Source organism: Brachybacterium sp. NBEC-018 (assembly GCF_024860185.1).
GTDB classification, from domain to species: Bacteria; Actinomycetota; Actinomycetes; order Actinomycetales; family Dermabacteraceae; genus Brachybacterium; species Brachybacterium rhamnosum.
Genome location: NZ_CP100650.1, coordinates 3172280 through 3198184 on the forward strand (window position 1 = coordinate 3172280; position 25905 = coordinate 3198184).

A 25905-nucleotide genomic window follows, 5' to 3' on the forward strand; every position below is an offset into this window, starting at 1 on the left:
CCCATGAGGCGGACGAACGGGACACGGGGCTAGAGTGTGGCGGATCATCTCTCCCCGGTCCTGGAGGACAGCCATGGCGCCCACCGTCCGCATGCCCCGTCGGGAGCGGCGCGCCCAGCTGCTGGGGATCGCGACCGAGGTGTTCCGCGCCCGCGGCTACCAAGGCACCTCGATGGACGACATCGCCGCCGCGGCCGGGGTCACGAAGCCCGTGCTCTACCAGCACTTCACCTCCAAGGAGACCCTCTACACCGAGGTCATCGACGTGCTCGGCGCGTCGCTCCTCGAGGTCGCCCGCTCGCTGCGGGACGTCCCCGGCCCGCCGCAGGCCCGGGTCGAGGAGGGGCTGCGACGCTTCACCGAGATGGTCGAGGTCGAGAACACGCTGCGGCTGTTCACGGGGCGCGGCGACGTCTCCGAGGAGATCGAGCAGCAGGTCGCCGGCCTCCTGGACGCGCTCGCGCTCGAGGTGGCCGGGGTGCTCATCGCCTACCGCGACGTCACCCCCGCGCACGCCCGGGTCATCGGCCGCACGATGATCGCGATCGCCCAGTCCACCGCGCGCCTCGCCCATGAGGCGGGGGACGAGGCGAGCCGCGAGGACCTGCTCCGCACCACGACCGCCCTCGTCGTGGACGGCCTGACCGGATTCGCCCTGCGCGAAGACGCGCCCGCTCCCGCCGAGTGAGCCGATAGAGTGACGGCGCATCCGTCGGACACAGAAAGGCGCAGGTCATGGAGATCCGCATCGGCATCCAGCATTCCCCGCGAGAGATCGTCATCGAGTCCGAGGAGTCCTCGGAGGACGTCCTGAGCTCGCTCGCCTCCGCCGTCCAGGACGGCTCCCCCGTCACGCTGCGCGACACCAAGGGCCGCCTCGTGCTGGTCCCCGGCGCGAAGCTCGCCTACGCGGAGGTCTCCACCGAGGAGCCCCGCCGCGTGGGCTTCCTCGGCTGACGTCCCCCCTTCAGCGTGCCCGCACCGGCCCGCCTCGTCGTGGCCGTGCTCGGCGCCGTGATCGGGGTGCTGCTCGTCCCCGCCACGACCACCCAGGTGGGGCCGCTCACCGCGTCCGTGCACCTGATCCCCTCCCTCGCCTCCGACACCGTGATCCTGCTGCCGCCGGTCGGCGAGGTCCACTTCGACACCCACACGGCGCCCGTGCGCATCGAGGCGCGCGTGCAGGGGGTCGACGTGGCCGCGGCCGAGCAGCTGGTCTCCTCCGCGAGCGGGCTGAGCGACCTCGCCCGCACGGCGCCCGAGGACCTCACCCGGGCCGCCGCGATCAACGCGCTGCTGAACGCCCTCCTCGCCGCGGGCGGTGCGGCGCTCGCCGTCGCCCTGACGTTCCGGCAGGCGCGTCGGTCCCTGGTCGCCGGGGGCTCCGCGGCGGGGCTCGTCGCGCTGTCCGTCGCGGCGACCGCGGTGACCTTCCGACCGCAGGCGCTGTACCAGCCCACCTTCGAGGGGCTGCTCTCCGAGGCCGCGAACGTCGCGGACATCGGCGCGGGCACCCTCGCCGACTACGAGGACTACCGGGCGACGCTCGCGGAGTTCGTGGGGCAGGTCTCCGCGCTGTACATCGCCGCGGACTCGCTGCCCTCGGCCGGGGCCGACGCCGACCTCGTGACCGTCCTGCACGTCTCCGACATCCACGACAACCCGCAGGCGTTCGACGTCATCGCCCAGCTCGACGACCAGTTCGACCTCGACCTCGTGATCGACACCGGCGACATCATCTCCTGGGGCACGCCGTGGGAGAACGACATGGTCGCCCGGATCGGCACCCTCGACGTGCCCTACGTGTTCGTCTCCGGCAACCACGACGGCGCCGCGACCTCCGCGGTGATCGCCGCCCAGCCGAACGCGACCGTGCTCGACAACCAGGTCACGGAGGTGGCCGGCCTGACGATCGCGGGGATCGGCGACCCGCGCTTCGCGGCGGACGACGACTCCGACAAGGGCGGCTGGACCGCGGGCAAGGACGCCGTCTCCGGCGCCGCCTTCCAGCTGGGCGACACCGTCGAGGACTGGGACGCGGCGCATCCCGAGGACCCGGTGGACCTCGCCCTGCTCCACGACCCCACCCAGCCCGCGGGCCTCGAGGGCCGGGTGCCGCTCGTGCTCTCCGGGCACATGCACACCTCGAAGGTCGAGCTGGACCGCGACGGCTCCGGCACCGACTGGCTGACGGTCGGCTCCACGGGCGGCGCGCTCGCCTCGGGCGGGGTGCGCCCCGTCCTCGAGGGCGGGGAGCCGCTCGACCTCACGGCGCGGCTGCTGCGCTTCGACGCGGCCACGGGCCGGCTGGTCTCCTACGACGACGTGACGATGGGCGGCCTGGGGATGGTCTCCGTCGCGATCCACCGCACGCGGATGCCCGCCGAGACCCCGGAGCTCGAGGTCCCCGCGGATGCGGAGACCCCGGCCGCACCCGTCCCCACGGAGCAGGAGGTCGCCCCCGGCGAGGGGCTCCCGGACGAGGAGCGCGTCACGCCGACGGACCCGTCCAGCCCGCTCCCCGGCCCGAGCGATTCCGGCGAAGGATAGGATGGCCGGGCACATCCGTATATCAGAGAGTCCAACGGTGCCCGAAACCACACTGACCACCGACGAGGCCGTGTCGGCCTCCCCCGCCGTCGAGCAGAGCTCCGGCGAACCCGCACAGACCTTCGCCGACTTCGACGTCCGCAGCGACATCGTCGAGGCGCTCGCCGCGAAGGGGATCATCCACCCCTTCCCGATCCAGTCCCTGACCCTGCCGGTCGCGCTCAAGGGCCGCGACATCATCGGCCAGGCGAAGACCGGCACGGGCAAGACCCTCGGCTTCGGCCTGCCGCTGCTGCAGCGCACCGTCGCCCCCGGCGAGCCCAACCCCGACGACCGCCCGATCGGCAAGCCGCAGGCCCTCGTGGTCCTGCCCACCCGTGAGCTCGCCGTGCAGGTGGCGGAGGATCTCATCGCCGCCTCCGCGAAGCGCCCGGTGCGCATCCTCACCGTCTACGGCGGCCGCGCGTACGAGCCGCAGATCGAGGCCCTCGAGAAGGGCGTCGAGGTCGTCGTCGGCACCCCGGGTCGTCTCATCGACCTCATGCGCCAGAAGTACCTCGACCTCTCGCACGTGCGCACCGCGGTGCTCGACGAGGCGGACGAGATGCTCGACCTGGGCTTCCTCGAGGACATCGAGAAGCTGCTGCGCGCCGTGCCCGAGCAGCGCCAGACGATGCTGTTCTCCGCGACGATGCCGGGGCCGATCATGGCCCTCGCGCGCCGCTTCATGAGCCGGCCCACGCACATCCGCGCCCACGACCCGGGCGACGTCTCCCGCACCAAGGCGGACATCAAGCAGGTCGTCTACCGCGCGCACCAGCTCGACAAGATCGAGGTCATGGCGCGGATCCTGCAGGCCCGCGGCCGCGGCCTCTCGATCATCTTCATGCGCACCAAGCGCCAGGCCGACAAGGTCGCCGGCGACCTCGCGGACCGCGGCTTCGCGGCCGCCCCGCTGCACGGCGACCTGGGCCAGGGCGCGCGCGAGCAGGCCCTGCGCGCCTTCCGCAACGGCAAGGTGGACGTGCTCGTCGCGACCGACGTCGCCGCCCGCGGCATCGACGTGGACGACGTCACGCACGTCATCAACTGGAACTGCCCCGACGACGACAAGACCTACCTGCACCGCACCGGCCGCACCGGCCGCGCGGGCAAGAAGGGCACCGCCGTCACCTTCGTGGACTGGGAGGACCTCGCGCGCTGGGCCCTCATCGCGCGCCAGCTGGGGCTCGAGTCCACCGAGGCCGTGGAGACCTACTCGACCTCGGACCACCTCTTCAGCGATCTCGACATCCCCGCGGGCACGAAGGGCACCCTGCCCAAGGAGGCCCGCACCCGCGCGGGCCTCGAGGCGGAGCAGATCGAGGACCTCGGCGGCCCCGAGGGCCCGCGCGACCGTGATCGTGATCGCGGCGGCCGGGGTCGGGACCGTGACGGCGGCCGCGGCGAGCGCCGGGGGCGCGGTGGCGATCGTCGTCCGCGCACCGAGAAGGTCGAGCGGGCCGAGGGCTCCGCGCCGGCCGAGGGCGGCGAGCGTCCTCGTCGTGAGCGCAGCCGCACCCGCACTCGCCGCGTGAACGGCGAGGTCGTCGAGGGCGGCGCCGCGAGCACCGAGGGCGGCTCCGGCGGGCAGGGCGATCGTCCCCGCCGTCGTCGCTCGCGCGGCGGCCGCGGTCGCGGTCGCGGCGGCAACGGCGGCGCGAGCGCCGGCGGCGAGCAGGGCCAGGCTCCCGCCGAGGGCTGAGCCCCGGCACCGGACAGCGAGGGAGGGCCCGGATCGCGCGCGAGCGTGGTCCGGGCCCTCCTCCGTCCGGTCGCGGGCGCTCAGGCGCCGAGCACGCCCCAGCTCTCGATGAACGAGTGCACGGCGTCGAAGATCATCTGCGTGGAGATCGCCGCGAGCAGCACCCCGGAGATGCGGGTGACGAGGGTGACGCCGCCCTTGCCGAGCATGCGGGCGATGATCCCGGAGAAGCGCATCACCGAGTACATGACCACGGCCATGAGGGCGAGCGCGATGACGAGCGCCGCGATGCGGGGGCCCTCGCCGCCGGTCTGGTCCACGAAGAGCATCATCGCGACGATCGCGCCCGGACCGCCCAGCAGGGGGGTGCCCAGCGGCACGAGGGCCACGTTCACACCCTCGCTCGCGGCCATCTCCCCCTCCTTCCCGGCGAGGAGCTGCAGCGCGATGATCAGCAGCAGCAGGCCTCCGGAGAACTGCAGGGCCGGCAGCGAGATGTGCATGTAGTCGAGGATGAACCGGCCGAACAGGGCGAAGGTGCTGATGATGAGCATCGCGACGCCCACGGCGACGAGCGCGGCGCGGGACCGCTGCTTCGCGGTCATGCTGCTCGTCAGCGACAGGAAGATCGGGATCGTGCCCGGGGGGTCGATGATGACGAAGAGGGTGACGAAGACTCCCGTGAGAAAGCTCAGGTCGACCAGGTCCATGGACGGATGACCTCGGTGGTGCTCGTGGCGCGACGGGTGATCGCGGCCAGGACGTCCGGCTGCGTGAGGTTCTCCCCGAGCCGGTTGGGTTTGCCCGCGCCATGGTAGTCGCTGCCGCCCGTCACCAGGATCCCGTGGGAGCGGGCCAGCGCCAGCAGCGACGCGCGCTCGGCCTCGTCGTGCTCGCGGTGGTCCACCTCGATGCCGTCCAGCCCCGCCGCGATCATGTCCTCGAGCAGCTCGCGCGGCAGTCCCCCGTCGCGGCTCGACGACCCGGGGTGCGCGATCACCGCGACGCCGCCCGCGGCGTGGATGAGCTCCACGACGGCCGTCGGCGACGGGGCGTAGTAGGGCACGTAATAGGGGCCGGAGGGGGCGAGCAGCTCCGTGAAGGCGGAGGAGCGGTCCGGGACGACACCGGCGGAGACGAGGGCGTCGGCGATGTGGGGCCGGCCGATCACCGTGGTCTCGTCGGCCACCTGCTCCTGGACCAGGTCCCAGCTGATGGGCACGTCGCGGCCCAGCAGCTCGACCATGGAGCGGGCCCGCTCCTCGCGGGACCGGCAGGCGCGCTCCATCTCCCCGGCCAGCCGGGACCCCGGGTCGGGGTCGACGAGCAGGGCCAGCACGTGCACGCTGAGCCCCTCGTGCTCCGCGGAGACCTCGATCCCGGGCACGGCGGCGACGCCCGTCGACCTCACGGCGTCGGGCAGCTCCGCCCAGCCCGCCGTGGTGTCGTGGTCGGTCAGCGCCAGTGCGGACAGCCCTGCAGCCCTCGCGTCCTCGAACAGCTCCGCGACGTCGCGGGTGCCGTCGGACCAGGTCGAGTGGGCATGCAGATCGATGCGATCACTCATGGGCCCAGCGTAGTGGGGCGTGTGGGACGATCCTGGGGTGAACACCCAGAACCCTGAGATCAAGTCCGGCCCCGCGACGGGACCCTCCTCCGACGATCTGGCCTCGCGCGGCGACTCGCGCTCGCAGCGCCCCACCAACGACGTGTTCCGACGCTTCATCGCCTCCGGCTGGGACGAGACCGTGCCGGACGCGGAGCCGCTGCCGTCGGCCGCCTTCACCCCGGCCCGCCGCGACGCGCTCGTCGCCGCCGTGCCCGCGACCCGTCTGGTGCTGCCCGCCGGCGTGCTGAAGGTGCGCTCGAACGACACCGACTACCCGTTCCGCCCGGACACCGCCTTCGCGTACTACTCGGGGCTCGGCACGGACGAGGAGCCCGACAGCGTGCTCGTCGTCGAGCCCGACCCCCAGGACCCGCAGCGCTCCGTGGCGACCTACTTCTTCCGCCCCCGCGCGGGCTTCGACTCCGCCGAGTTCTTCTCGGACTCCCGCTACGGCGAGATGTGGGTGGGGCGCCGGCTCACGATCGCCGAGGCCGGCCAGCGCCTGGGCGTGGAGGTGCGGCACATCGACGAGCTGCGCGACCACCTCGCCAAGGACGTCGGCGCCCAGCTGTCCCTCGCCGTCATGCCCGGCGTCGACGCGGGCGTGGAGTCGATGGTCGCCGAGATCCGCTCCCAGAACGGCCTGCCCGGCGGCACCGAGCTCGAGGCGGAGAACGACCGCCTCCGCGAGGCCGCGAGCGAGCAGCGCCTCGTCAAGGACGCCTTCGAGATCGAGCGGATGCGCGAGGCGGTCGACGCGACCCTCCGCGGCTTCGAGGACGTCGTGCGCCACCTCCCCGAGACGGTGGGCCACCCCCGCGGCGAGCGGATCATCGAGGGCGTGTTCGCGGCGAACGCGCGCGCCGAGGGCAACGGGGTCGGCTACGACACGATCGCCGCCGCCGGCGACCACGCGTGCACCCTGCACTGGATCCGCAACGACGGCGCCGTGCGCGGGGACGAGCTCGTGCTCGTCGACGCCGGCGTCGAGGTCGACTCGCTCTACACGGCCGACGTCACCCGCACCCTGCCGGTCTCCGGCACCTTCTCCCCCGCCCAGCGGAAGGTGTACGAGGCCGTCCTCGAGGCCTCCGACGCGGTCTTCGCGATCGCCCGCCCCGGCATCCGCTTCCGGGACCTGCACGCGCGGGCCATGGAGGTCGTCGCCGCGACGCTCGAGGAGTGGGGCCTGCTGCCCGGCACCGCCGAGGAGTCCCTCTCCCCCGAGGGCCAGTGGCACCGCCGCTGGATGGTGCACGGCACGAGCCACCACCTCGGCATGGACGTCCACGACTGCGCGCAGGCGCGGCGCGAGATGTACCTCGACGCGGAGCTCGTGCCCGGCATGGTCTTCACGATCGAGCCGGGGCTGTACTTCAAGGAGAACGACCTGCTCGTCCCCGAGGAGCTGCGCGGCATCGGCGTGCGCATCGAGGACGACGTCCTCGTCACCGAGGACGGAGTGGAGAACCTCTCCATCAACGCGCCCCGCGGAGCCGACCAGGTCGAGGCCTGGATCGCTAGTCTGAGGGCGTGAGCACCAACCTCCAGCGCTTCTACGCGGCCCGCCTCGCCGGCACCACCGTCTTCGACCCCATCGGGGACTCGGTGGCGAAGGTGCGCGACGTCGTGGTGATGCCGCAGTCGCGCGGGGAGGCGCGGGCCGTCGGCTTCGTCGTCGAGGTGCCCGGGAAGCGGCGCGTGTTCCTGCCCGCCACCCGGGTCACCTCGATCTCGCCGGGGCAGGTCATCTCCTCCGGCGTCATCAACGTGCGCCGCTTCGAGAAGCGCTCCGGCGAGCTGCTGGTCATCGGCGACATGCTGGACCGCGAGGTCACGATGGTCGACGGCTCGGGCACCGGGACCGTCGAGGACGTCGCGCTGGACCGCAATCGCCACCAGGACTGGGAGCTCTCCCGCCTGCACGTGCGCCGCCGCCGCGGCGGGTCCCTCTCGCGGTTCGTCTCTCGCGGCGAGTCGGTGACCGTGCGCCCCTCCGAGGTGACGGGCCTGTACGGCACCCAGGCGGAGCAGTCCGCCCACCTGCTCGCGGCCTCCTACCAGGACCTCAACCCCGCGGACCTCGCCGAGATCCTCCAGGAGATGGACTCCAAGCGCCGCGTCGAGCTCGCGGACGAGCTGCCCGACGAGCGCCTCGCGGACGTCCTCGAGGAGCTGCCCGAGGACACCCGCGTCGAGGTCGTCACCGGTCTCGACGCGAAGCGCGCCGCGGACGTCCTGGACGTCATGGACCCCGACGACGCCGCGGACCTCGTCCAGGAGCTCCCCGAGTCCGTCGCCTCGCAGCTGCTGAGCCTCATGGAGCCCGAGGAGGCGGAGGACGTGCGCCGCCTGCTCGCGTACGACGAGTACACCGCGGGCGGCATGATGACCACCGAGCCGCTGATCGTCTCCCCCGAGACCCCGGTCGCCCACTGCCTGGCGATGATCAGCCGCGAGGAGCTGCACCCCGCGCTCGCCTCGACCGTGCACGTGTGCCGCTCCCCGCTCGAGACGCCGACCGGCCGCCTGCTGGGCATCGTGCACTTCCAGCTGCTGCTGCGAGAACCCCCCGACCGTCTCGTGGGCGACCTCATCGCGCAGGACACCGTCACGGTGCCGCCCACCATGCAGCTGTCACAGGTCACCCGCGAGATGGCGACCTACAACCTCGTCTCGATCCCGGTGGTCGACGCCGACGCCCGCCTGCTGGGCGCGGTCACCGTGGACGACGTGCTGGACCACGTCCTCCCGGACGACTGGCGCGAGCAGGACGAGCCGATGACCACCACGGGACAGATCGACCTCAGCGAGATCGCCCGCGCCACCAGGAAGGGGTGAGCCATGGCGGAGAAGAACGCTCCCGCCCTCGACGACCCGGCACCCCGGAACCGTCGTCTCCTGCCGCGCAGCCCCTTCTCCGGGGACACCTTCGGCCGCATGGCCGAGACCTTCGCCCGCGCGATGGGCACCCCCGCCTTCCTGGTCGGGATGACCGTCATCTGCGCCGTCTGGCTGACCTGGAACTCCGTCATGCCGGAGTCCGCGCAGTTCGACCCGCGGGCCATGAACTTCACCCTGCTCACGCTCATCCTGTCGCTGCAGGCGTCCTACGCGGCGCCGCTGCTGCTGCTCGCGCAGAACCGTCAGGACGACCGCGACCGGGTGCAGGCGGAGCAGGACCGCCAGTCCAACGAGCGCAACCATGCGACGACGGACTTCATCACCCGGGAGATCGCGGGCCTGCGCCTCGCCCTGAACGACGTCGCGACCCGCGACTTCGTGCGCGGCGAGCTGCGGGACCTGCTCGAGGAGCTCGAGGAGGACTCCCGGGAGGACGAGCTGGAGCGCATGCGCGGGATCGTCCGCGAGGAGATCGCCGCGGCGCTCGGCACCACGGACGGACCGGGCACGGGCCGAGGGGCCGGAGAGCCCGCGACGGAGGAGGAGCAGCGATGAGCACCACCGACACCACGGGCGGTGACGAGCGCGTCGCCCTCATCCACGAGGCCCTCGCGCACGTCATCGACCCGGAGATCCACCGGCCCATCACGGAGCTCGGCATGGTCGAGGACGTGCAGGTCGACGCCGACGGCGCGGCGACCGTGAAGGTCCTCGTGACCATCGAGGGCTGCCCCATGCGGGACCGCATCGAGCGGGACGCCGCCGAGGCGACCGCGACCGTGCCGGGCCTGACCCGGGTGGAGGTCTCGACCTCCGGGATGACGGAGGAGCAGCGCCGCGAGCTCACGGCCCGCCTGCGCCAGGGCCGCCGTCAGATCCCCTTCAACCAGCCCGGCTCGCTCACGCGGATCCTCGCGATCTCCTCGGGCAAGGGCGGGGTCGGCAAGTCGACGGTCACCGCGAACCTCGCCGCCGCGATGGCGGCGGACGGCCTGCGGGTGGGCGTCATCGACGCGGACATCCACGGCTTCTCGATGCCCGGCATGTTCGGCATCACCGAGCAGCCGACGAAGGTCTCCGACCTCCTCATGCCGCCGCAGGCGCACGGCGTCGCCGTCATGAGCATCGGCATGTTCGTCCCCGAGGGGCAGGCCGTGGTGTGGCGCGGCCCGAAGATGCACCGGGCGATCGAGCAGTTCGCCTCCGACGTCTTCTGGGGCGACCTCGACGTGCTCCTGCTGGACCTCCCGCCGGGGACGGGCGACGTCGCGATCTCCGTGGCGCAGCTCCTGCCGAGCGCGCAGATGGTCGTCGTGACGACGCCGCAGCAGTCCGCGGCCGCGGTCGCGGAGCGGGTGGGCTCGCTCGCCACCTCCACGGAGCAGGAGATCGCCGGGGTCGTCGAGAACATGGCGGGGCTGACCCTGCCCGACGGCACGGTCATGGACGTCTTCGGCTCCGGGGGCGGGGACCGCGTCGCCGCGACTCTCGCGGGCGCCGTGGAGCATCCGGTGCCGGTGCTGGGCCGGATCCCGCTCGAGCCGGCGCTGCGGCACGGCGCGGACACGGGCCTGCCGCTCGTGGTCTCCGATCCCGGGAACCCGGCGGCGATCGCGCTGCGGGACGTCGCGCGCTCGCTCACGCACCGGCCGCGCGGCCTGACGGGGATGAAGCTGCCGCTGTCGGTCTCGCGGCGCTGACGCTCCCGCCCCGAGGGGCGGGCTCAGGCGCGGATCAGGTGGCCTCGGGGTCCCAGGGGGTGCCCTGCGGGGCCGCGTCCTTGGCGGACTTCTTGGCGCTGCCGGAGGGCTTGCGCTTGGCGCCCGCACCGGCGGCGGCCGCCCCGGTGCCGATCGCGAGCGCCTCCTTGGACGGGAGCAGGTCCTCGGGGCTCGTGTCGCCCCAGGCCTCGCGGATGATGCGACGGGGATCGTACTGGCGCGGGTCGTACTTGCGGAGGTCGTCGATGGCGATGCCCATCTCGTCCTCGACCGTCGCCCGCGAGTCCTCGACCCAGCGGCGGGCCTGGCGCACCCAGCGCACGACGTTGCGCGTGTACTCGGGCAGGCGCTGCGGACCGACGATCAGCACGAAGATGAGCAGGATGACGATGAACTCCCAGCCGCCGATCCCGAAGAACGTCACGTCGTCACCTGTCCTGGTCCTCGCGCGCACGGTCGTGCACGCGTCCTGCCGGCCCATTATGGCAGAGGGAGAGGGGGCGGAGGCTGGGTGCGAGCCGTGCCTGTCGTACCCTTAGGCGACTGTCCGGACACGGGGAAGGAAGCGCGATGGCGTCGGGAAAGGTGGCCAGCTGGGCCCACGGCGAGGAGTTCGTCGACGAGGCGGGGCTGTTCGCCGATGCCGGGGTCCTCGAGCGGGCCCGCGAGCGCGGTGCGGAGCTCGGGGCGACGCCCGTCCTGCCGGGGGCCGGCGCGCTGATGCGCGTGCTCGCGGCCGCGGTGCAGGCGCGCTCCGCGGTGGAGATCGGCACCGGGGCCGGCGTCGGTTCCCTCTACCTCCTCGCGGGGATGCACCCGGACGGGGTGCTCACCACGATCGATCCCGAGGTCGAGAACCAGCGCGCCGCGCGAGAGTCCTTCGCGGAGGCGCGGATCCGCGGGCCGCGCGTGCGCACGATCGCCGGCGCCCCCCGGGACGTCGTCGGCCGTCTCACCGACCACGCCTACGACCTCGTCTCGTTCCCCGCGCACGCCCCGCACGCCCTGGACCTGCTCGAGCACGCCCGCCGGCTGCTGCGCCCGGGCGGCGTGCTCGTCATCCCCCACGCGCTGTTCCACGACCGCGTCGCGGATCCCGCGGCGCGCGACGCGAGCACCCGCGCGGTGCGCGAGCTGCTGAAGGCCGTCACCGAGGCGGAGGATCTCGTCACCGCGCTCACCGGCAGCGGCGACGGCGTGCTCGCCGCGGTGCTGCGCCCCTGAGCCGCCTCACCGCCCGCCGCCGGGCATGACGAAGGGGCCCCGCACCGGATGGTGCGGGGCCCCTTCGTCACGGATCACTCCTTGATGACGCCCTCGAGCGCATCACGCAGCTCGACCGCCTCGGACGCGGCGATCTCGACGACCAGGCGACCGCCCCCCTCGAGCGGAACGCGCATGATGATGCTGCGGCTCTCCTCGACGACCTCGAGCGGACCGTCACCGGTGCGCGGCTTCATAGCAGCCATGGCGTGCCTCCTTGTGCTGTCGCTGCCTCTCGTACGATCCCCCGGACGGGACCTCGGGCAGCGCGGGTACGGTGGCTATTATCTCAGGTCCTGACCACTGGTCGTGCGCCGCGCCCGTCGGGAGCGTCGCGGGGGCCTCGGCGGGAGGGCGATCCCGCCCCCGAACCGGCCGGTCGCGATGCCCACGAAGGCCACCGCGACGCCGATCGCGACGAGCAGCAGCAGGATCACCATCGGGCTCGCGGCGGTCATCGGCCGGCCGCCTCCTCGGCGTCCGCGGGCCCGCCGGCGCCGGTGGCGTCGGGGGCCGGCACCTCGACGCGGCCCGACCCCTCCTCGCGGCGGGAGGCCTCCCGCAGCACGGCGAGCGCCTCCTCCGCCGTGTCCACGACCCGCAGCAGGTCAGGGTCGGTCGGGGCGATCATGCCGCGCTCCACGAGCGTCGTGGAGATCCAGTCGATGAGGCCCTGCCAGTAGGCGCGGCCCACGAGCACCACGGGGAACATCGAGATCTTGTGGGTCTGCATGAGGCAGAGGGCCTCGAACAGCTCGTCGAGGGTGCCCAGCCCGCCGGGCATGACCACGAAGCCGCTCGAGTACTTCACGAACATCGTCTTGCGGGCGAAGAAGTAGCGGAAGTCGACGCCGAGGTCGACATAGGCGTTCATCCCCTGCTCGTGGGGAAGCTCGATGCCGAGCCCCACGCTCACCCCGCCGGCCTCGCGGGCACCGCGGTTGCCGGCCTCCATGATCCCGGGGCCGCCGCCGGTGATCACGGCGTAGCCCATCTCCACCAGGCCGCGCGCGATCTCCTCGGTGCAGCGGTAGTCCGGATGGTCCGGCGCGACGCGCGCGGAGCCGAAGATCGAGACCGCGGGGCCGAGCTCGGCGAGCGCGCCGAACCCCTCGACGAACTCGGACTGGATGCGCAGCACCCGCCAGGGGTCGCCGTGCACCCAATCGCCGGGGCCCGAGTCCTCGAGCAGGCGCTGGTCGGTGGTGCGGTCGGGACGCTGTCGCCCGCGCAGCGTGATGGGGCCCTTGCGGTGGGCGTTCTCGTCGGATGCGCTCATGGGCCGAGGGTAGCGGCTGGGCCCTAGAGACCGGGGCGGGCGGGGTCCAGGATCGCGCCGGCGTCGAGCACTGGATCGAGAACGTGCTCCTCCCCCGCCGCCGTGGCCCGCAGCCGGATGCCGTCGATGTTCATCCGCGCCTGGCGCAGGTACTCGCCGTGGCGCTGCTGCCAGGCGAGGGTGGAGCCGTCGACGGTGAAGAAGTAGGAGAAGCCGTGGTCGCGCAGGCGCCGGTAGCGGACGTCGCCCTCCTCGTACTGCTCGGGGCCGGCGATGTCGGCGCCGAACGGGTAGATGAGCAGGTCGGTGTCCCCCACGAGGGTGCCCACCTCCTCGTCCCAGCGCTGCAGGTCCGCGTCGACCTTCTCGAGCGGCTTCTCCCCCATGTCGATGTGGCCCCAGGTGTGGCTCGCGATCTCCCAGCCGGAGTCGGTGAGCGCGCCCGCGACCTCCGCGGCGGAGTCCCGCGCCGCGGAGAGCGCGTCGGGGTCCTCGCCGTACTCGCGGGGCGAGGAGCGGTAGCCGAGGATCCCGTTGTAGCCGGTGAGCGCGATGATGCCCTTGCGGCCGCGGTAGGAGAAGCCGGGATTCTCCTCGAGGTAGTCGTCGAGCAGCGGGACCATGTCGTACGCGCCCTCGTGCTCGGTCCCGTCGGCGTCGACGTACCGGTTGCGGACGGCGCCGTCGGCGTCGAGGTGGAGGTCCGCCGCGAAGCCGTCGCCGTCCATGTACTCGTAATAGGAGACGTCGTCCTGCGAGAGCACGAGCGGGGTGCGCCCCTCGGGGAGCAGCAGCTCGCGCGGCCGCATGGTGCCGTCCTCGGCGGGCTCGGCGAGGTCGTGGGGGCTGATGAGGAGGTAGCCGTCCTCGTGCATCCGCTCGATGACGGCGGTGAACTCGGGGATCGTGCACATGTAGTCGTCGTAGCCCTGCTGCTTGTCGTCGCCGTCGAAGGCGCGGGAGGGGTCCACGATCAGGCTGTGGAAGAAGAGGTGGCTGACGGGCTCGTCCTCGGGCCACGGGACGAGGGCGTCCTTCTCCTCGTGGCAGCGGGTGCGGAGGTCCTCGGCGTCCTTCCCGTCGACCCCCTCCACGGTGTCCAGGGCGGCGTCGTAGTCGAACTGGTCGGCCTGGCGGGTCGCGGTCGCGAGCTTCGCCGCGGGATCGGGGGCCGCGCCGCCCGCGGCGGGCGCCGCCGTGGAGTCCGAGGCCCCGCCGGCGTCGGACCCGGAGCCGGGATCCGATCCGGAGCCGTCGGTGCAGCCGGCGAGCGCGGCCACCATCAGAGAGGTCGTCAGCGTGCGGCGGGTCAGCGCTCTCATGCCCGTCACGCTACGCGGTGGGCACCTCCGTGCCGAGGAATCGCGCGAGCCCGGCGAGGGCGTGTCGGAGGTCCGCAGTGGGCACGTGCTCGTCGTCGGTGTGGGCGAGCAGCGGGTCCCCCGGACCGAAGTTCACGGCGGGCGTGCCGAGCGCCGAGAAGCGGGCGACGTCGGTCCAGCCCTGCTTCGCGGCGACGCTCGTCCCCTCCCCGATCGCGGCGAGGAAGTCGCGGGCGGCGGGGGTGTCCAGGCCCGGCAGCGCGCCGGCGGCGGCATCGGTCACCTCGATGGTGACGTCGAGCCCGGAGAGCACCTCGCGCACGTGGGCCTCCGCCTGCGCGACGCTCGTGTCCGGCGCGAAGCGGTAGTTGAGGGTCGCGCTCGCGCGGTCGGGGATGACGTTCCCGGCGATGCCGCCGGAGATCGCGACGACGTTGAGGCACTCGCGGTACTCGAGGCCGTCGATCACCGCGCGGCGGGCCTCGTAGTCGGCGAGCCGGCCGAGCACGGGGGCGAGGTGGTGGATGGCGTTGTCGCCCACCCAGTCGCGCGCGGAGTGGGCGGCGATGCCGCGGGCCGTGACCTCGAGCTTCATCGTGCCCTTGCAGCCGCCCTCGACGCCCGCGGAGGTGGGCTCGCCGAGGATCGCGAAGTCCGCCTGCAGCAGCTCGGGGCGCTCGGCGGCGAGGCGGGTGAGGGAGTTGTCCGCCGCGGCGACCTCCTCGTGGTCATAGAAGACCCAGGTGAGGTCGACGGGGGCGGCGTCGGCGCGCACGGCGAGGGCGAGCAGAACGGCGACCCCGCCCTTCATGTCGCAGCTGCCGCGGCCCACGAGCTCCTCGCGGCCGTCCCGCTCCCGTCGGTGCGAGGGGAGGTTGTCCGCGATCGGGACGGTGTCGAGGTGACCGGCGAGCAGCACCCGGCGGTCGAGGCCCCGGTCGGTGCGGGCGATGACCGTGTCGCCGTCGCGGATCACCTCGAGGTGCGGGGCGTGGGTGCGCAGCGCCTGCTCGACGGCGTCGGCGAGGGCCCTCTCGTCGCCGGAGACGCTGGGGACGTCGACGATCGCGGCCGTGAGGTCGACGATGTCGGCGAAGGGGTCGAGGGCGGGGGCGGAGCCGGTGGGAGGTGTGGCGGCAGAGGTGGCGGGCATGCCCGTCATCGTGCCACGAGCGGCTCCTCGAGTGCGCCGCCGTGCGCGGCGAGGCGCAGGGCGACCGCCTCGGCGTGCTGCAGCAGCTGCGGGGAGGTGCCGGGCTCGGCGGTGATCGCGGACCCCGGCTGCGCGGTGGAGACGGGGACCCCGGTGAGCAGGCGCCGCTCGTGGACGGTGCCGTCCACGGCGATCGGGCAGTACAGGCCGTCCACCTCGATCGAGCCGGTGAGCACGCGGGTGCCGCTGCCGCGCGAGGCCCAGGAGTCCTTGCGCACCTCGCCGCGCTCGCGCCACGCGCCCAGGAGCGGGCTGCGGTAGGCGGGCAGGTCCACGGGCGGCAGGTGCGCCTCGAACACGCCGTCGCACAGCACGGGCGGGTTCTCGCCGCCGCGCACCGCGAAGCGCCCGGCCTCCTCGTCGATGTCGACGTGCATGCGGGGACCGAGGAAGCGCACGAGCCCGGCCTCCTCGAGGGCGACGAGCTGGCGCACGCGCAGCACGGGCGGGCCGGAGGCCCAGGAGGCGAAGGCGTTGCGCAGGTGGCCGTCGATGTCGCGGCGCAGGCTCACGGTCGTATACGCGCCGAGGTCGATGAGCCGGTTGACCTGCACCCGCATGGCGACGAGCACACGGAACACGAGCAGCCACACGGGGTCGGGGCCGGCGGCCGCGGCGAGCGCCTCGCGGAGCGCCTCCCGGGTGCGCCGGTGCGCGTCGTCGGTGACCCCGCCGCGGCGGCCGAAGGGGAACAGCAGGTGGATGAGGGCCTCGTCGGTCGCGAGCTCGTCCTCCCCGATGCCCTGGAGGGCGCGGCGCAGCTCGGCGAGGATGAGCGGCATGACGTCGCGCTCGTGGTCCACGCCCGCGCTGCGGACGGCGAGCTCGAGGACGCGCTCGGAGGTGAGCACCTGCGGGGTGTACGGCTCGGGCAGCGCGGGGCGGAGGTCGGGCTTGGGCCGGTAGACCATGCCGGAGCGGGAGCCGACGACGAGCAGCGGCTCACCGCCGCCGCGCTCGTAGCGGAGGCCGGCCGCGGAGCCCGCATCGGGCACGAAGCGCCCGCCCGCGGTCTCGGTGAGCATGCCGATCATGTCGTAGAAGTTCAGGCCCATGCCGGCGACGGCGATCGCCTCGCGGCCCAGCAGCCGCTGGTAGTCCACCTCGAGCGGGTTCGCGGGGCCCACGTGCACGAGCCCGTGGCGGTCGGCGGCGTCGGCGTACTGCTGGGCGCGGGGGCCGAGCGCCGTGGAGAGGTGGCCGAGCGAAAGGGCGACGGCGTCGGCGGCGAGCACGCGGCCGTCGTCGAGGCGCACCCGCTGGGGGCCGTCGGGCGCGCCGGTCACGTCGACGACCTCCGCCGCATGGCGCACGATCCGCAGCCGGTCGGGGTCGGCGTCGGCCTGGGCGGTGTCGAGCACGTGGGCGAGATAGCGGCCGTGCGCGGCGCGGGAGGCGATGTCCGCGGGGGCGAGCCCCTCGCCGGCGAGTTGGTCGGCGAGCGTCTCGGTGCGCGTCACGGGCAGCCGCGGGTGGCAGGACGGATCCGGGTACATCGTGGTCTGGCAGGTCGCGGTGTTCATCAGGAGCACCTCGGACTGGTCGTGGCGCCAGACCGCCCCGCCGAGGCCCACGTACGGGTCGATGAGGTGGACGGTGAGGCGGCCCTGCCAGTCGGGCAGCGTCGAGGCGGCGACGAGGCGCTCGACGATCGCCGTGCCCCGGGGCCCGGCGCCGACGACGGCCACCGTCCGGAGAGGGGCGGGGGTATCGGAGCTCGCGGTCATCCGCCCAGTATCGCGCGGATCGGCGAATGGTCTGCGACGATGTGACGCATGAGCGGGACGACGGGGTCGACGCATCCGACGGGGCCGACGGGATCGGCCCGGCACCTCCGGCACGCGGCCGGCGGGCCGGAGCTGGGAGCGGCGATGCGCCGACAGGCGGCGCGGCTGCGCGCGGAGGCGGCCTCGGACGCCCAGCCGCGGGACCGTGCGGCGGCGGACGCGACCGTGCTCGCCGCGTGGCTCTCCGCCGCGCAGCGCGAGCGGTACGCCCCGAGCCTGCGGGCCGTCGGCGACCTCGACGCGTTCGTGGCGCGACTCGCCGAGGAGCGGCGGGTGGTGCTCGAGGAGGGCGCGGAGCCCGTCGGCGACGAGATCGACGCGGCCGCGCATGCGGAGGACGCCGCGCGGCAGACGGGCCTGCGGGTCCTCGAGGGTGTGGCCGTCGCCGCCCTGCTGCTGCTCGTGGTGCTCGCGGCGGTGATGACCCTGCGGGACCCGGCGCCGCCCGCGGAGCTCGCCGTGCGGATCGGACCGCTGCTCGCGGGCGCCGCCCTCGCCCTCGTGGTCGCGGCGGTCGCGGCCTCGCTCGCCGTGCACCGCCGCTCGAGGGCGATGCTCGACTGGGCGGTCGCCCGGCCCGGGCAGCTGGGACGGGGCGTGCCCGTGCGCCACCCCCTGCAGCGTGCCTCCGCGCCGACCGAGCTCGCGATCTCGCTGGGTGTCGGCGCGCTCCTGGTCGCCTCGGTGCTCTCGGTGTTCGTGGGCGCCGCGCTGCTGCTCGTGGACCTGCTGCTGCGCGAGGGCCTGCTGGGCCTCGCCCCGGCGCTCACCCTGCTCGTCTCCGGGGCGGTGGGCCTGGTCGTGGTGGTCGCCCTGGGCGCCCTCCGCTCCCGGCGCACCGAGCTGCTGCTGCGCCGGGGCCAGGCGATCGAGTGGCGGGCCGAGGGCTGGGTCGACGAGGATCCCGCCGCCGGGGAGCCGGGCGGGGACGAGGCGGTCTGAACGGACCCGCTCAGGCGGGCTCCGGTCGGCGGCCGACGCCCCGCACGAGCAGGATCACGAGCCCGATCACCGCCCACAGGCCGCCGACGATCAGCGCGATCGCGGAGGCGCTCACGAGCACGGCGAGCAGCACGAGCGCCCCGAGCACGGGGATCACGAGGTGGCGCAGCGGGTCGACTCCCCCACCGCGGCGCCGCACCGCGAAGTAGCCGATCACCGAGACGTGGAGGACCACGAAGCCGGTGAGCGCGCCGACGTCGACCACGGAGACGACGTGGTCGAGGCCGTCGGCCCGGGTCGCCGCCCACAGGGCCACGGCGACGTTGCCGCCCGCGGCGACGAGCGTGCCCACGAGCGGCGCGCCGGTGCGCGGCGAGACCCGCGCGAGGCCCGTCGGGAGCGAGCCGGAACGACCCATGTCCATGAGCACGCGGGAGGCGGCGGCCTGCCCCACGAGGGCGGAGAACGCCGCACCCACGGCCTTCGCGACGGCGAGCGCGCCGTGGAGCGCGGAGCCGAGCGCGGAGTCGACCATCGCGTAGTAGGCGTCGCCCTGCAGCTCGGGGTGCGCGGCGAGCTCCTCGGCGCTCGCGGGGCTGAGCAGCGCGCCCACGTAGGTCTGCGCCATGAACAGCACGCCGATGATCACGAGGCACACGAGGGTCGCGCGGCCGATCGCGCGGGAGTCCCCGCGGGTCTCCTCGGCGAAGGTCGCGAGCGCGTCGAAGCCCAGGAAGGACAGCACCGCGATCGAGACGGCGCCGAGCACCGCGGCGACGGAGATCCCGGCCGCGCCGCCCGTGAACGGCTCGAGCCAGCCGCGCACGGGGCCGGTGGTGGCGAGCACCCCGGCCGCAGCGGCCAGGACGATCAGCAGGACGACCACCTCGACGATCACGACGGCCATCGAGACGCGGGCGGTGACCTTCACGCCGGAGAGGTTCAGCGCGGTCGTGAGGACCACCGCGGCGAGCACGAACACCCAGATCGGCACGGCGGGGATCAGCGAGTTCAGCGCGATCCCCGAGAAGAGATACGCGACGGAGGGGATGAGCAGGTAGTCCAGCAGCATCATCCAGCCCGCCATGTGCCCCGCGCGCTGGCCGATCCCCTCGCTCGCGTAGGCGAAGACGGATCCCGCCCGCGGCACGGCACGGGACATGACGACGTAGCTCGAGGCGGTCAGCGCCATCGCGAGCGTCGCGACGAGGTAGACGACGGGGACGACGCCGCCGGAGCGGGCGTCGAGGGTCCCGAAGACCCCCACCGCCGCGGCGGGGCCGATGAAGACGAGACCGTAGGCGACGAGCTGGCCGAAGCCGATCTCGCGGCGCAGGGCCGGCTGCCCGGCATCGGGGGCGGAGGGTGCGGGGGTGGGGTCGGCAGTCATGGTGCGGCCATTCTGCTCCGCGCCGACGACCCGTCGCGAGCCCCGCCCGTTCTCCCCCGGCTCGCCCCGCGCTCAGCGCAGGTGGTGCAGTCCGGTGCGCAGCAGGCGCTCCGTCTGCTCGGCCGCCTGGCGCTCGCGGTGCGCACGCCGGCGGCGGGGGGCGGCGTCCCCGAGGTCGCCGCGCAGGGCCGTCAGCACGATGCCGAGCGCCGTGCGCGGCGGTGCCTGATCGGGTGCGGGAGACGACGTCCCGCCCTCGACGGCGGGCGGGAGTCCGGGCACCGGAGCCATGAGGTCGGCGCCAGGTCCCGGGATCGGGGTCCGCAGGGTCCGTTCCATGGTCCGCTCCTTCCGTGATGCGGCGCGGCGGTCGCCCGCTCCTCCGGACCATAGTCCCGCACCATTCTTTGCGCAATAGTTCTTGCGCAACAGATGGTGAGTAGAGTGCGGGCATCGGACGCTCCTGTCCCGACCACCCCACGGAGGTGCCCATGAGCTCCACGGACCCGTCGGCCTCGACCGGCGCACCCCACGCCCCGGTCCCGCCCGTCGCCCCGGATCCCCCCGCCCCGCCGGAGCCCCCGGCGGCACCCGAGCACGCGACCCGCGATCAGCTGCGGGCCATGGCCCACCCGCTCCGCATCTCCCTCACCGAGGCCCTCGGACGACGAGGCACCGCGCGCGCCGCGGACCTCGCCGCGGACCTCGGCATCCCGCCGAACTCCGTGAGCTACCACCTGCGCACCCTCGCCCGCGGCGGGGTCGTCGTCGAGGCGCCGGAGGCGGCACGGGACCGCCGCGACCGCGTCTGGAAGCTCGCGACGGACGACTTCCGCACGGCTCCGGCGAACGACCCCGCTGCGACCAATCCGGCCTACCTCGACGCCTCCCGCGCCACGAGCCTCGCCATGTTCGACTGGATGCGCTCGGCGTGGATCGCAGAGATGGCCCACCACCAGGAGAACCCGCTCACCCGACCCGGGGACGGCTCGCTGTTCGGCACGACCGTCCGCCTGACGCGGGCCCAGGTCCGGGAGCTCGTCGGCACCGTCGACGAGGCCATCGTCCGGTTCAAGGACATGAACCGGGACGCCGAGGGCGTCGACCTCGAGACCGGCCAGGACCCGGACGATCCCCTCGAGACCTTCCAGCTGCTCTTCGCGCTCGCCCGCGCCCCCCGCCCGTCGGAGAGCTGACCCGTTCGCGGACACCTCCTGTCCTCGCCACGGCGAACACTGGGGCCATGGACATCATCCTCGTTCCCGGCTTCTGGCTCGACGGCGACTCCTGGGCGGAGGTGACCGGTCCGCTCGAGGCCGCCGGTCACCGGACGCATGCGCTGACCCTCCCCGGGAAGGAGTCCGCAGACGCGGACCGCTCCGGCATCGGACTGCGGGACCACGTCCGCGCCGTCGTCGAGCGGATCGACGCCCTGGACGAGCCGGTCGTGCTCGTCGGCCACTCCGGCGGCGGCGCCATCATCCACGCCGCCGTCGACGCCCGGCCCGACCGGGTGCGGCGCGCGGTCTACGTCGACTCCGGGCCGCTCGCCGCAGGGACCGCCGTCAACCCGCATCTGCCCACCCGGGGATCGGACCTCCCCCTCCCCGCGTGGGACGACTTCGAGGAGGCGGACCTCGTGGACATGACCGCGCGGATCCGCGCCGACTTCCGCGCCCGTGCCGTGCCGGAGCCGGCCGCCGTGGCCCGCGACCCCCAGGAGCTGCAGGACCCGGCGCGGTACGAGGTACCGGTGACGGTCATCGCCTGCGAGGTCGACGCCGCGACGATGCAGGAATGGATCACCCAAGGGCACCCGTACGTCAGCGAGCTGGCGCGGATCCGGGACCGGGAGATCGTGGACCTGCCCACGGGGCACTGGCCGCAGCTCACCCGTCCCGCCGATCTCGCCGCGACGATCATCACCGCCCTGCAGACCTCACAGCCCGCAGGCGACGTCGCTCCGTAGAATCGCCCGCATGACTTCCACGACGACGCCCGAGCCCGCCACCCACGCCTGGGGCATCGGCCTCGCGACCCTCGCCGCCGACGGCTCCACCCTCGACACCTGGTACCCCGCCCCGCAGCTGGGCGAGGCCCCCGCGGACCCGACCGCGGAGCCGCTGCACGCCCAGCTCGCCGCCGCCGCCGCCGTGGACGGCGTGCGCGGCACGACCCAGGAGGTCGTGGTCCGCGCGATCGAGCTCGCCGCCGCCCCGGCCGACGCCTCCGACGCCTACCTGCGCCTCCACCTGCTCTCGCACCGCCTCGTCGAGCCGAACGCCCAGAACCTCGACGGGCTGTTCGGCGCGCTGACCAACGTCGTGTGGACCACCGAGGGCCCCTGCGCCGTCGCCGGCTTCGAGGAGACCCGCCTGCGCCTGCGCGCCGCCGGCCGCACCCCCACCGTGCTCAGCGTCGACAAGTTCCCCCGCATGGTCGACTACGTGCTCCCCACCGGCGTGCGCATCGGCGACGCGGACCGCGTGCGCCTGGGCGCCCACCTCGCCGAGGGCACGACCGTCATGCACGAGGGCTTCGTGAACTACAACGCGGGCACCCTCGGCACCTCCATGGTCGAGGGCCGCATCTCCCAGGGCGTCATCGTCGAGGACGGCTCCGACGTGGGCGGCGGCGCCTCCACGATGGGCACCCTCTCCGGCGGCGGCACCGAGCGCGTGCGCATCGGGAAGCGGTCGCTCGTGGGCGCGGAGGCCGGCGTGGGCATCGCCCTCGGCGACGACTGCGTCGTCGAGGCGGGCCTCTACATCACCGCCGGCACCAAGGTCACCCTCGTGGGCGAGAAGGACGCGGACACCCCGCACGTGCTCAAGGCGCGCGAGCTCTCCGGCGTGAGCAACCTGCTCTTCCGCCGCAACTCGCTCACCGGCGCCGTCGAGGCCGTCGCCCGCGCCGGGCAGACGGTCTCCCTCAACGCCGCCCTGCACGCGAACTGACATGGCACGAGGCCGCTCCCCGCGCCGCTCGCCGTGGCGCGGCCTCGTGGTCCCGCTGGTGATGCTGCTGCTGTTCGGCGGCATCGCCGGCGGCTCCTACGTCGCGCTGCAGCGCTACGGCTCCCCCGCGCATGCGGGCACGTGCGTCGCCTCGGGCCTCGGCACGAGCCACCGCTACTCCACCGAGAGGGTCGCCAACGCGGCCCTGATCAGCGCGATCGCCGTGGACCGCGGCATGCCGCCGCGCGCCGCGTCGATCGCCCTCGCGACGGCCTACCAGGAGTCGCAGCTGCGGAACATCGAGCACGGCGACCGGGACTCGCTGGGGCTCTTCCAGCAGCGTCCCTCCCAGGGCTGGGGCACCGAGGCGGAGATCCTCGACCCGATCCACTCCACGAACGCCTTCTACGACGCGCTCGAGAAGGTCACGGACTACGAGAGCGGCGACATCAACGACGTCGCCCAGAAGGTGCAGCGCAGCGGGCACCCCGAGGCCTACCGCGACCACGAGACCGAGGGGCGGATCTACGCCTCCGCCCTCACCGGCCGCTCGCAGGCGAACCTCGTGTGCACCCTCGACGCGGCGACCGGCACCGTCTCCCCGGACGGCGTGCGCTCCGAGCTCGCCCGCCAGTTCCCGCGGCTCACCGAGGCCGGCTCCCTCCGCACCACCCTCGAATCCGCCTCCTCCGTGAGCGCCGGGACCCCGGACGGTGCGGGGGCGACCGCTCTCGTCGTCGACACCGGGGACGACGAGGCCCTCGGCTGGGCCGTCGCCAACTGGGCCGTGGCCCGCGCGGCGGAGGACTCCGTCGTCCAGGTCGAGCACGCCGGGCGGGTCTGGGACCGCTCCGCCCGCGGCGAGGACGCGAGCACCTGGGGCACCGCCGAGGACGCCGCCGACGGCCGCGTCGTCATCCTGGTCTCCGGAGGCTGAAGGAGCTGACATGACAGGACCCGCAGGAGCCCCGACGGCGACGCCGGCGCCGCCTCGTCCGCCCGAGGTGATCGCCCACCGCGGCGATCCCGTCACCGAGGTCGAGAACACGCTCGCCTCCGTGCGCCGGGCCGTCGCCGACGGCGCGAGCACCGTCGAGATCGACGTGCGGGTCACGGCCGACGGCGCCGTCGTCCTGCTCCACGACGCGACGACCGAGCGGATCTGGGGCGACCCCCGCCCGATCACCGACCTCACCCTCGCCGAGGTCTCCGCGCTGCGCACGGAGGCCGGGCACCGGATCCCGACCCTCGCCGAGTCGCTGCGGGCGGCGGCGCCGGCGCGGCTGCTCGTGGACCTGCCGGACGCCGCCACGGCACGTGCGGCGGTCGCGGCGGTGCGGGCGACGCCCGGCGTCCCCGCACCGGCGTGGTGCGGCGAGACCGAGGCCCTGCTCGCCGTGCGCGCCCTCGACGCCGATCACCCCGTGGCCCCGGCCGCGGAGATCTGGCTGACCTGGAAGCAGGACGGCGCTCCCCCGCGCGGCCTCGTCGATGCCCTCGCCCCGCGCACCTGGAACCCCGAGCACGCGCGGGTCACCGCCGCCTCGGTCCGTGCGGCCGCGGATCTGGGCATGGAGACCACCTGCTGGACTGTCGACGATCCCGCGCGGGCCGCGGAGCTCGCCGACCTCGGCGTCGCCGGCATCATCTCCAACCGCTCGGCGGCGATCCGCGCCCACCTCGAGGCAGGACACGACGGGCCCGACCGCTGAGCCGTGCCGCCGGCGCCTCACGTCCGGGCACGCGAGAGGGGCCGGGGACATGTCCCCGGCCCCTCTCGCAGCGGCGCTCAGCGGGCGCGGCGCGATGCCGCCGCCCACCCGGCCTCAGTGGTCGAAGCGGCGCTCCTTGGCGAGCTTCTCCTGGTGCTCGCGGTGCTGCGCGGCGAGCTCCTCGTGGAGCTGCTCGAGGCGCAGCTCGGTGGTGCCGGTGCGGGCGGCCATGTCGACGTACTCGCGGCGCGGCTCACCGGTGTAGATCTGGCGCGGGCGGCCGATCTTCGTGTCCGGGTCGTGCACCATCTCCTGCCACTGGGCGATCCAGCCGGGCAGGCGGCCGATCGCGAAGAGCACCGTGAACATCTCGGTCGGGAAGCCGATCGCCTTGTAGATGATGCCCGTGTAGAAGTCGACGTTCGGGTAGAGCTTGCGCTCGATGAAGTAGTCGTCCTTGAGGGCGATCTCCTCGAGCTTCATGGCGAGCTCGAGGCGCTCGTCCTGCACGCCGAGGCGCTCGAGCACGTCGTCCGCGATGGTCTTCACGAACTTCGCGCGCGGGTCGTAGTTCTTGTAGACGCGGTGACCGAAGCCCATGAGGCGGATGCCGTCCTCGCGCTTCTTCACCTTCTCCATGAACACCTTGGGGTCCATGCCCTCGGCGCTGATGGTGTCGAGCATGTCCATCACCGCGGCGTTCGCGCCGCCGTGGGCGGGGCCGGAGAGCGCGCCGATGCCCGCGGAGATCGAGGTGAACAGGTTCGCCTGCGCGGAGCCGACGAGGCGCACGGCCGACGTCGAGCAGTTCTGCTCGTGGTCGGCGTGGAGGATCAGCAGCTGCTCCATCGCCCGCGCGACGACCGGGTCCGCGACGTACTCCTCGACCGGGAAGCCGAAGGTCAGGCGGAGGAAGTTCTCGATCAGCGAGAGGCGGTTGTCCGGGTAGAGCAGCGCGTGGCCCTGCGCGATGCGGTGCGCGTAGGCGGCCATGGTCGGCACCTTCGCGAGCAGCCGCACCGAGGACAGGCGCACCTGCTCCTCGTCGAACGGGTCCAGCGAGTCCTGGTAGAAGGTGGACAGCGCGGAGACGCCGGCCTGCAGCACCGCCATCGGGTGCGCATCGCGCGGGTACGCCTCGAACATGCGCTTGAAGCGCTCGTCGAGCATGGAGCGGCGCTCCACCTGGGTGGTCCAGTTCTCCAGCTGTCCCTGCGTGGGCAGCTCGCCGTTGATGAGCAGGTAGGCAACCTCGAGGAAGGTCGACTTCTCCGCGAGCTGCTCGATCGGGTAGCCGCGGTAGCGCAGCACGCCCTCGTCGCCGTCGATGTAGGTGATCGCCGAGGTGGTGTTGGCGGTGTTCATGAAGCCGGGGTCGTAGGTGACGGCCCCCGTCTCCTTGCGCAGCGGACCGATCGCGATGCCCGGGTTCCCCTCGACGGCGTCGACGACGGGGAGGTCGAGGGTGTGGTCGCCGTAGGCGAGGCGTGAGGTCGGCGTCGCGTGATCCAT

General features: G+C 73.7%; 27 protein-coding genes. 15 read left to right on the plus strand and 12 right to left on the minus strand.

The window, feature by feature from the left end:
* Positions 1-73 precede the first annotated feature (73 nt).
* Genes NLU66_RS14390 through NLU66_RS14405 form a run of 4 tightly spaced genes read left to right on the plus strand, consistent with a single transcriptional unit; the run spans position 74 to position 4294 of the window.
* On the plus strand, positions 74-688 hold the full coding sequence (locus NLU66_RS14390; protein WP_259360323.1) for a TetR/AcrR family transcriptional regulator: 615 nt from the start codon (positions 74-76) through the stop codon (positions 686-688).
* Positions 689-735: 47 nt separating this feature from the next.
* The gene (locus NLU66_RS14395) at positions 736-957 is read left to right on the plus strand and encodes a DUF3107 domain-containing protein (protein ID WP_137771178.1); all 222 of its coding nucleotides are present in this window, start codon (positions 736-738) and stop codon (positions 955-957) included.
* Positions 958-972: 15 nt separating this feature from the next.
* Entirely contained in the window at positions 973-2550 is a 1578-nt protein-coding gene (locus NLU66_RS14400) for a metallophosphoesterase (protein ID WP_259360324.1), read from the plus strand.
* A gap of 1 nt (position 2551) precedes the next feature.
* The gene (locus NLU66_RS14405; protein WP_416232160.1) at positions 2552-4294 is read left to right on the plus strand and encodes a DEAD/DEAH box helicase; all 1743 of its coding nucleotides are present in this window, start codon (positions 2552-2554) and stop codon (positions 4292-4294) included.
* A gap of 80 nt (positions 4295-4374) precedes the next feature.
* On the opposite strand, the gene NLU66_RS14410 is transcribed toward NLU66_RS14405, so the two are convergent.
* Both NLU66_RS14410 and NLU66_RS14415 read right to left on the minus strand, forming a co-directional pair.
* Positions 4375-5004: a MarC family protein gene (locus tag NLU66_RS14410; protein ID WP_137771180.1), complete on the minus strand. Its 630-nt coding sequence runs from the start codon at positions 5002-5004 to the stop codon at positions 4375-4377.
* Positions 4986-5861: a PHP domain-containing protein gene (locus tag NLU66_RS14415; RefSeq protein WP_259360326.1), complete on the minus strand. Its 876-nt coding sequence runs from the start codon at positions 5859-5861 to the stop codon at positions 4986-4988. The genes NLU66_RS14410 and NLU66_RS14415 overlap by 19 nt, the downstream gene beginning before the upstream one ends.
* A 37-nt stretch (positions 5862-5898) precedes the next feature.
* Between NLU66_RS14415 and NLU66_RS14420 the strand changes: the two genes are divergently transcribed.
* Genes NLU66_RS14420 through NLU66_RS14435 form a run of 4 tightly spaced genes read left to right on the plus strand, consistent with a single transcriptional unit; the run spans position 5899 to position 10507 of the window.
* The gene (locus tag NLU66_RS14420) at positions 5899-7440 is read left to right on the plus strand and encodes an aminopeptidase P family protein (RefSeq protein ID WP_259360327.1); all 1542 of its coding nucleotides are present in this window, start codon (positions 5899-5901) and stop codon (positions 7438-7440) included.
* Positions 7437-8744 carry a magnesium transporter MgtE N-terminal domain-containing protein gene (locus NLU66_RS14425; RefSeq protein WP_259360328.1) on the plus strand — a complete coding sequence of 436 codons (1308 nt, stop codon included), beginning with the start codon at positions 7437-7439 and terminating at the stop codon, positions 8742-8744. The genes NLU66_RS14420 and NLU66_RS14425 overlap by 4 nt, the downstream gene beginning before the upstream one ends.
* A 3-nt stretch (positions 8745-8747) precedes the next feature.
* Positions 8748-9362, plus strand: coding sequence for a DUF1003 domain-containing protein (locus NLU66_RS14430; protein WP_137771184.1), 615 nt, complete (start codon positions 8748-8750; stop codon positions 9360-9362).
* Positions 9359-10507, plus strand: coding sequence for an Mrp/NBP35 family ATP-binding protein (locus tag NLU66_RS14435; protein ID WP_259360329.1), 1149 nt, complete (start codon positions 9359-9361; stop codon positions 10505-10507). The genes NLU66_RS14430 and NLU66_RS14435 overlap by 4 nt, the downstream gene beginning before the upstream one ends.
* Before the next feature lie 34 nt (positions 10508-10541).
* Here the strand turns inward: NLU66_RS14435 and NLU66_RS14440 are convergent, their stop codons facing one another.
* Entirely contained in the window at positions 10542-10952 is a 411-nt protein-coding gene (locus tag NLU66_RS14440; protein WP_259360330.1) for a twin-arginine translocase TatA/TatE family subunit, read from the minus strand.
* Between the two features lie 146 nt (positions 10953-11098).
* Between NLU66_RS14440 and NLU66_RS14445 the strand changes: the two genes are divergently transcribed.
* Entirely contained in the window at positions 11099-11752 is a 654-nt protein-coding gene (locus NLU66_RS14445; protein ID WP_137771187.1) for an O-methyltransferase, read from the plus strand.
* A 74-nt stretch (positions 11753-11826) separates the two neighbouring features.
* Here NLU66_RS14445 and NLU66_RS14450 read toward each other — a convergent pair whose 3' ends face one another.
* The 6 genes from NLU66_RS14450 to NLU66_RS14475 form a co-directional block, all read right to left on the minus strand.
* Complete coding sequence (locus NLU66_RS14450; RefSeq protein ID WP_137771188.1) at positions 11827-11997, minus strand: DUF3117 domain-containing protein; 171 nt, start codon at positions 11995-11997, stop codon at positions 11827-11829.
* A 78-nt stretch (positions 11998-12075) separates the two neighbouring features.
* Complete coding sequence (locus NLU66_RS14455) at positions 12076-12249, minus strand: hypothetical protein (RefSeq protein ID WP_168198113.1); 174 nt, start codon at positions 12247-12249, stop codon at positions 12076-12078.
* Positions 12246-13070, minus strand: a complete 825-nt coding sequence (locus NLU66_RS14460) for a TIGR00730 family Rossman fold protein (RefSeq protein ID WP_259360331.1) — start codon at positions 13068-13070, stop codon at positions 12246-12248. The genes NLU66_RS14455 and NLU66_RS14460 overlap by 4 nt, the downstream gene beginning before the upstream one ends.
* Before the next feature lie 23 nt (positions 13071-13093).
* Complete coding sequence (locus NLU66_RS14465) at positions 13094-14392, minus strand: polysaccharide deacetylase family protein (protein WP_259360332.1); 1299 nt, start codon at positions 14390-14392, stop codon at positions 13094-13096.
* 10 nt (positions 14393-14402) lie between these two features.
* The gene (dapE, locus tag NLU66_RS14470; RefSeq protein WP_416232161.1) at positions 14403-15545 is read right to left on the minus strand and encodes a succinyl-diaminopimelate desuccinylase; all 1143 of its coding nucleotides are present in this window, start codon (positions 15543-15545) and stop codon (positions 14403-14405) included.
* Positions 15546-15550: 5 nt separating this feature from the next.
* Positions 15551-17332, minus strand: coding sequence for an FAD/NAD(P)-binding protein (locus tag NLU66_RS14475; protein ID WP_259360334.1), 1782 nt, complete (start codon positions 17330-17332; stop codon positions 15551-15553).
* A 48-nt stretch (positions 17333-17380) separates the two neighbouring features.
* Between NLU66_RS14475 and NLU66_RS14480 the strand changes: the two genes are divergently transcribed.
* Entirely contained in the window at positions 17381-18334 is a 954-nt protein-coding gene (locus NLU66_RS14480; protein WP_259360335.1) for a hypothetical protein, read from the plus strand.
* 10 nt (positions 18335-18344) lie between these two features.
* Here NLU66_RS14480 and NLU66_RS14485 read toward each other — a convergent pair whose 3' ends face one another.
* Both NLU66_RS14485 and NLU66_RS14490 read right to left on the minus strand, forming a co-directional pair.
* Complete coding sequence (locus tag NLU66_RS14485; protein ID WP_259360336.1) at positions 18345-19724, minus strand: APC family permease; 1380 nt, start codon at positions 19722-19724, stop codon at positions 18345-18347.
* Positions 19725-19796: 72 nt separating this feature from the next.
* Positions 19797-20063: a hypothetical protein gene (locus NLU66_RS14490; protein WP_259360337.1), complete on the minus strand. Its 267-nt coding sequence runs from the start codon at positions 20061-20063 to the stop codon at positions 19797-19799.
* Positions 20064-20215: 152 nt separating this feature from the next.
* Between NLU66_RS14490 and NLU66_RS14495 the strand changes: the two genes are divergently transcribed.
* From NLU66_RS14495 to NLU66_RS14515, 5 genes are read left to right on the plus strand one after another with little or no spacing between them, the layout of a single operon-like run.
* The gene (locus NLU66_RS14495) at positions 20216-20920 is read left to right on the plus strand and encodes a winged helix-turn-helix domain-containing protein (protein ID WP_259360338.1); all 705 of its coding nucleotides are present in this window, start codon (positions 20216-20218) and stop codon (positions 20918-20920) included.
* Between the two features lie 47 nt (positions 20921-20967).
* Positions 20968-21693, plus strand: a complete 726-nt coding sequence (locus NLU66_RS14500; RefSeq protein ID WP_259360339.1) for an alpha/beta fold hydrolase — start codon at positions 20968-20970, stop codon at positions 21691-21693.
* A gap of 10 nt (positions 21694-21703) precedes the next feature.
* On the plus strand, positions 21704-22681 hold the full coding sequence (dapD, locus tag NLU66_RS14505) for a 2,3,4,5-tetrahydropyridine-2,6-dicarboxylate N-succinyltransferase (protein WP_259360340.1): 978 nt from the start codon (positions 21704-21706) through the stop codon (positions 22679-22681).
* A 1-nt stretch (position 22682) separates the two neighbouring features.
* Positions 22683-23618 carry a hypothetical protein gene (locus NLU66_RS14510; protein WP_259360341.1) on the plus strand — a complete coding sequence of 312 codons (936 nt, stop codon included), beginning with the start codon at positions 22683-22685 and terminating at the stop codon, positions 23616-23618.
* Between the two features lie 10 nt (positions 23619-23628).
* A complete protein-coding gene (locus NLU66_RS14515) occupies positions 23629-24393 on the plus strand; it encodes a glycerophosphodiester phosphodiesterase (RefSeq protein WP_259360342.1) in 765 nt (254 codons plus the stop codon).
* 114 nt (positions 24394-24507) lie between these two features.
* Here NLU66_RS14515 and NLU66_RS14520 read toward each other — a convergent pair whose 3' ends face one another.
* Positions 24508-25905: a citrate synthase gene (locus NLU66_RS14520; RefSeq protein WP_259360343.1), complete on the minus strand. Its 1398-nt coding sequence runs from the start codon at positions 25903-25905 to the stop codon at positions 24508-24510.

What these genes read in the sequence shown, in the direction of transcription:
- NLU66_RS14390 (WP_259360323.1), top strand. Translation starts at nt 74, where the DNA reads ATGGCGCCCACCGTCCGCATGCCCCGTCGGGAGCGGCGCGCCCAGCTG.
- NLU66_RS14395 (WP_137771178.1), top strand. Translation starts at nt 736, where the DNA reads ATGGAGATCCGCATCGGCATCCAGCATTCCCCGCGAGAGATCGTCATC.
- NLU66_RS14405 (WP_416232160.1), top strand. Translation starts at nt 2,552, where the DNA reads ATGGCCGGGCACATCCGTATATCAGAGAGTCCAACGGTGCCCGAAACC.
- NLU66_RS14410 (WP_137771180.1), bottom strand. Translation starts at nt 5,004, where the DNA reads ATGGACCTGGTCGACCTGAGCTTTCTCACGGGAGTCTTCGTCACCCTC.
- NLU66_RS14415 (WP_259360326.1), bottom strand. Translation starts at nt 5,861, where the DNA reads ATGAGTGATCGCATCGATCTGCATGCCCACTCGACCTGGTCCGACGGC.
- NLU66_RS14430 (WP_137771184.1), top strand. Translation starts at nt 8,748, where the DNA reads ATGGCGGAGAAGAACGCTCCCGCCCTCGACGACCCGGCACCCCGGAAC.
- NLU66_RS14435 (WP_259360329.1), top strand. Translation starts at nt 9,359, where the DNA reads ATGAGCACCACCGACACCACGGGCGGTGACGAGCGCGTCGCCCTCATC.
- NLU66_RS14445 (WP_137771187.1), top strand. Translation starts at nt 11,099, where the DNA reads ATGGCGTCGGGAAAGGTGGCCAGCTGGGCCCACGGCGAGGAGTTCGTC.
- NLU66_RS14450 (WP_137771188.1), bottom strand. Translation starts at nt 11,997, where the DNA reads ATGGCTGCTATGAAGCCGCGCACCGGTGACGGTCCGCTCGAGGTCGTC.
- NLU66_RS14455 (WP_168198113.1), bottom strand. Translation starts at nt 12,249, where the DNA reads ATGACCGCCGCGAGCCCGATGGTGATCCTGCTGCTGCTCGTCGCGATC.
- NLU66_RS14460 (WP_259360331.1), bottom strand. Translation starts at nt 13,070, where the DNA reads ATGAGCGCATCCGACGAGAACGCCCACCGCAAGGGCCCCATCACGCTG.
- NLU66_RS14465 (WP_259360332.1), bottom strand. Translation starts at nt 14,392, where the DNA reads ATGAGAGCGCTGACCCGCCGCACGCTGACGACCTCTCTGATGGTGGCC.
- dapE (WP_416232161.1), bottom strand. Translation starts at nt 15,545, where the DNA reads ATGCCCGCCACCTCTGCCGCCACACCTCCCACCGGCTCCGCCCCCGCC.
- NLU66_RS14475 (WP_259360334.1), bottom strand. Translation starts at nt 17,332, where the DNA reads ATGACCGCGAGCTCCGATACCCCCGCCCCTCTCCGGACGGTGGCCGTC.
- NLU66_RS14480 (WP_259360335.1), top strand. Translation starts at nt 17,381, where the DNA reads ATGAGCGGGACGACGGGGTCGACGCATCCGACGGGGCCGACGGGATCG.
- NLU66_RS14485 (WP_259360336.1), bottom strand. Translation starts at nt 19,724, where the DNA reads ATGACTGCCGACCCCACCCCCGCACCCTCCGCCCCCGATGCCGGGCAG.
- NLU66_RS14490 (WP_259360337.1), bottom strand. Translation starts at nt 20,063, where the DNA reads ATGGAACGGACCCTGCGGACCCCGATCCCGGGACCTGGCGCCGACCTC.
- NLU66_RS14495 (WP_259360338.1), top strand. Translation starts at nt 20,216, where the DNA reads ATGAGCTCCACGGACCCGTCGGCCTCGACCGGCGCACCCCACGCCCCG.
- NLU66_RS14500 (WP_259360339.1), top strand. Translation starts at nt 20,968, where the DNA reads ATGGACATCATCCTCGTTCCCGGCTTCTGGCTCGACGGCGACTCCTGG.
- dapD (WP_259360340.1), top strand. Translation starts at nt 21,704, where the DNA reads ATGACTTCCACGACGACGCCCGAGCCCGCCACCCACGCCTGGGGCATC.
- NLU66_RS14510 (WP_259360341.1), top strand. Translation starts at nt 22,683, where the DNA reads ATGGCACGAGGCCGCTCCCCGCGCCGCTCGCCGTGGCGCGGCCTCGTG.
- NLU66_RS14515 (WP_259360342.1), top strand. Translation starts at nt 23,629, where the DNA reads ATGACAGGACCCGCAGGAGCCCCGACGGCGACGCCGGCGCCGCCTCGT.
- NLU66_RS14520 (WP_259360343.1), bottom strand. Translation starts at nt 25,905, where the DNA reads ATGGATCACGCGACGCCGACCTCACGCCTCGCCTACGGCGACCACACC.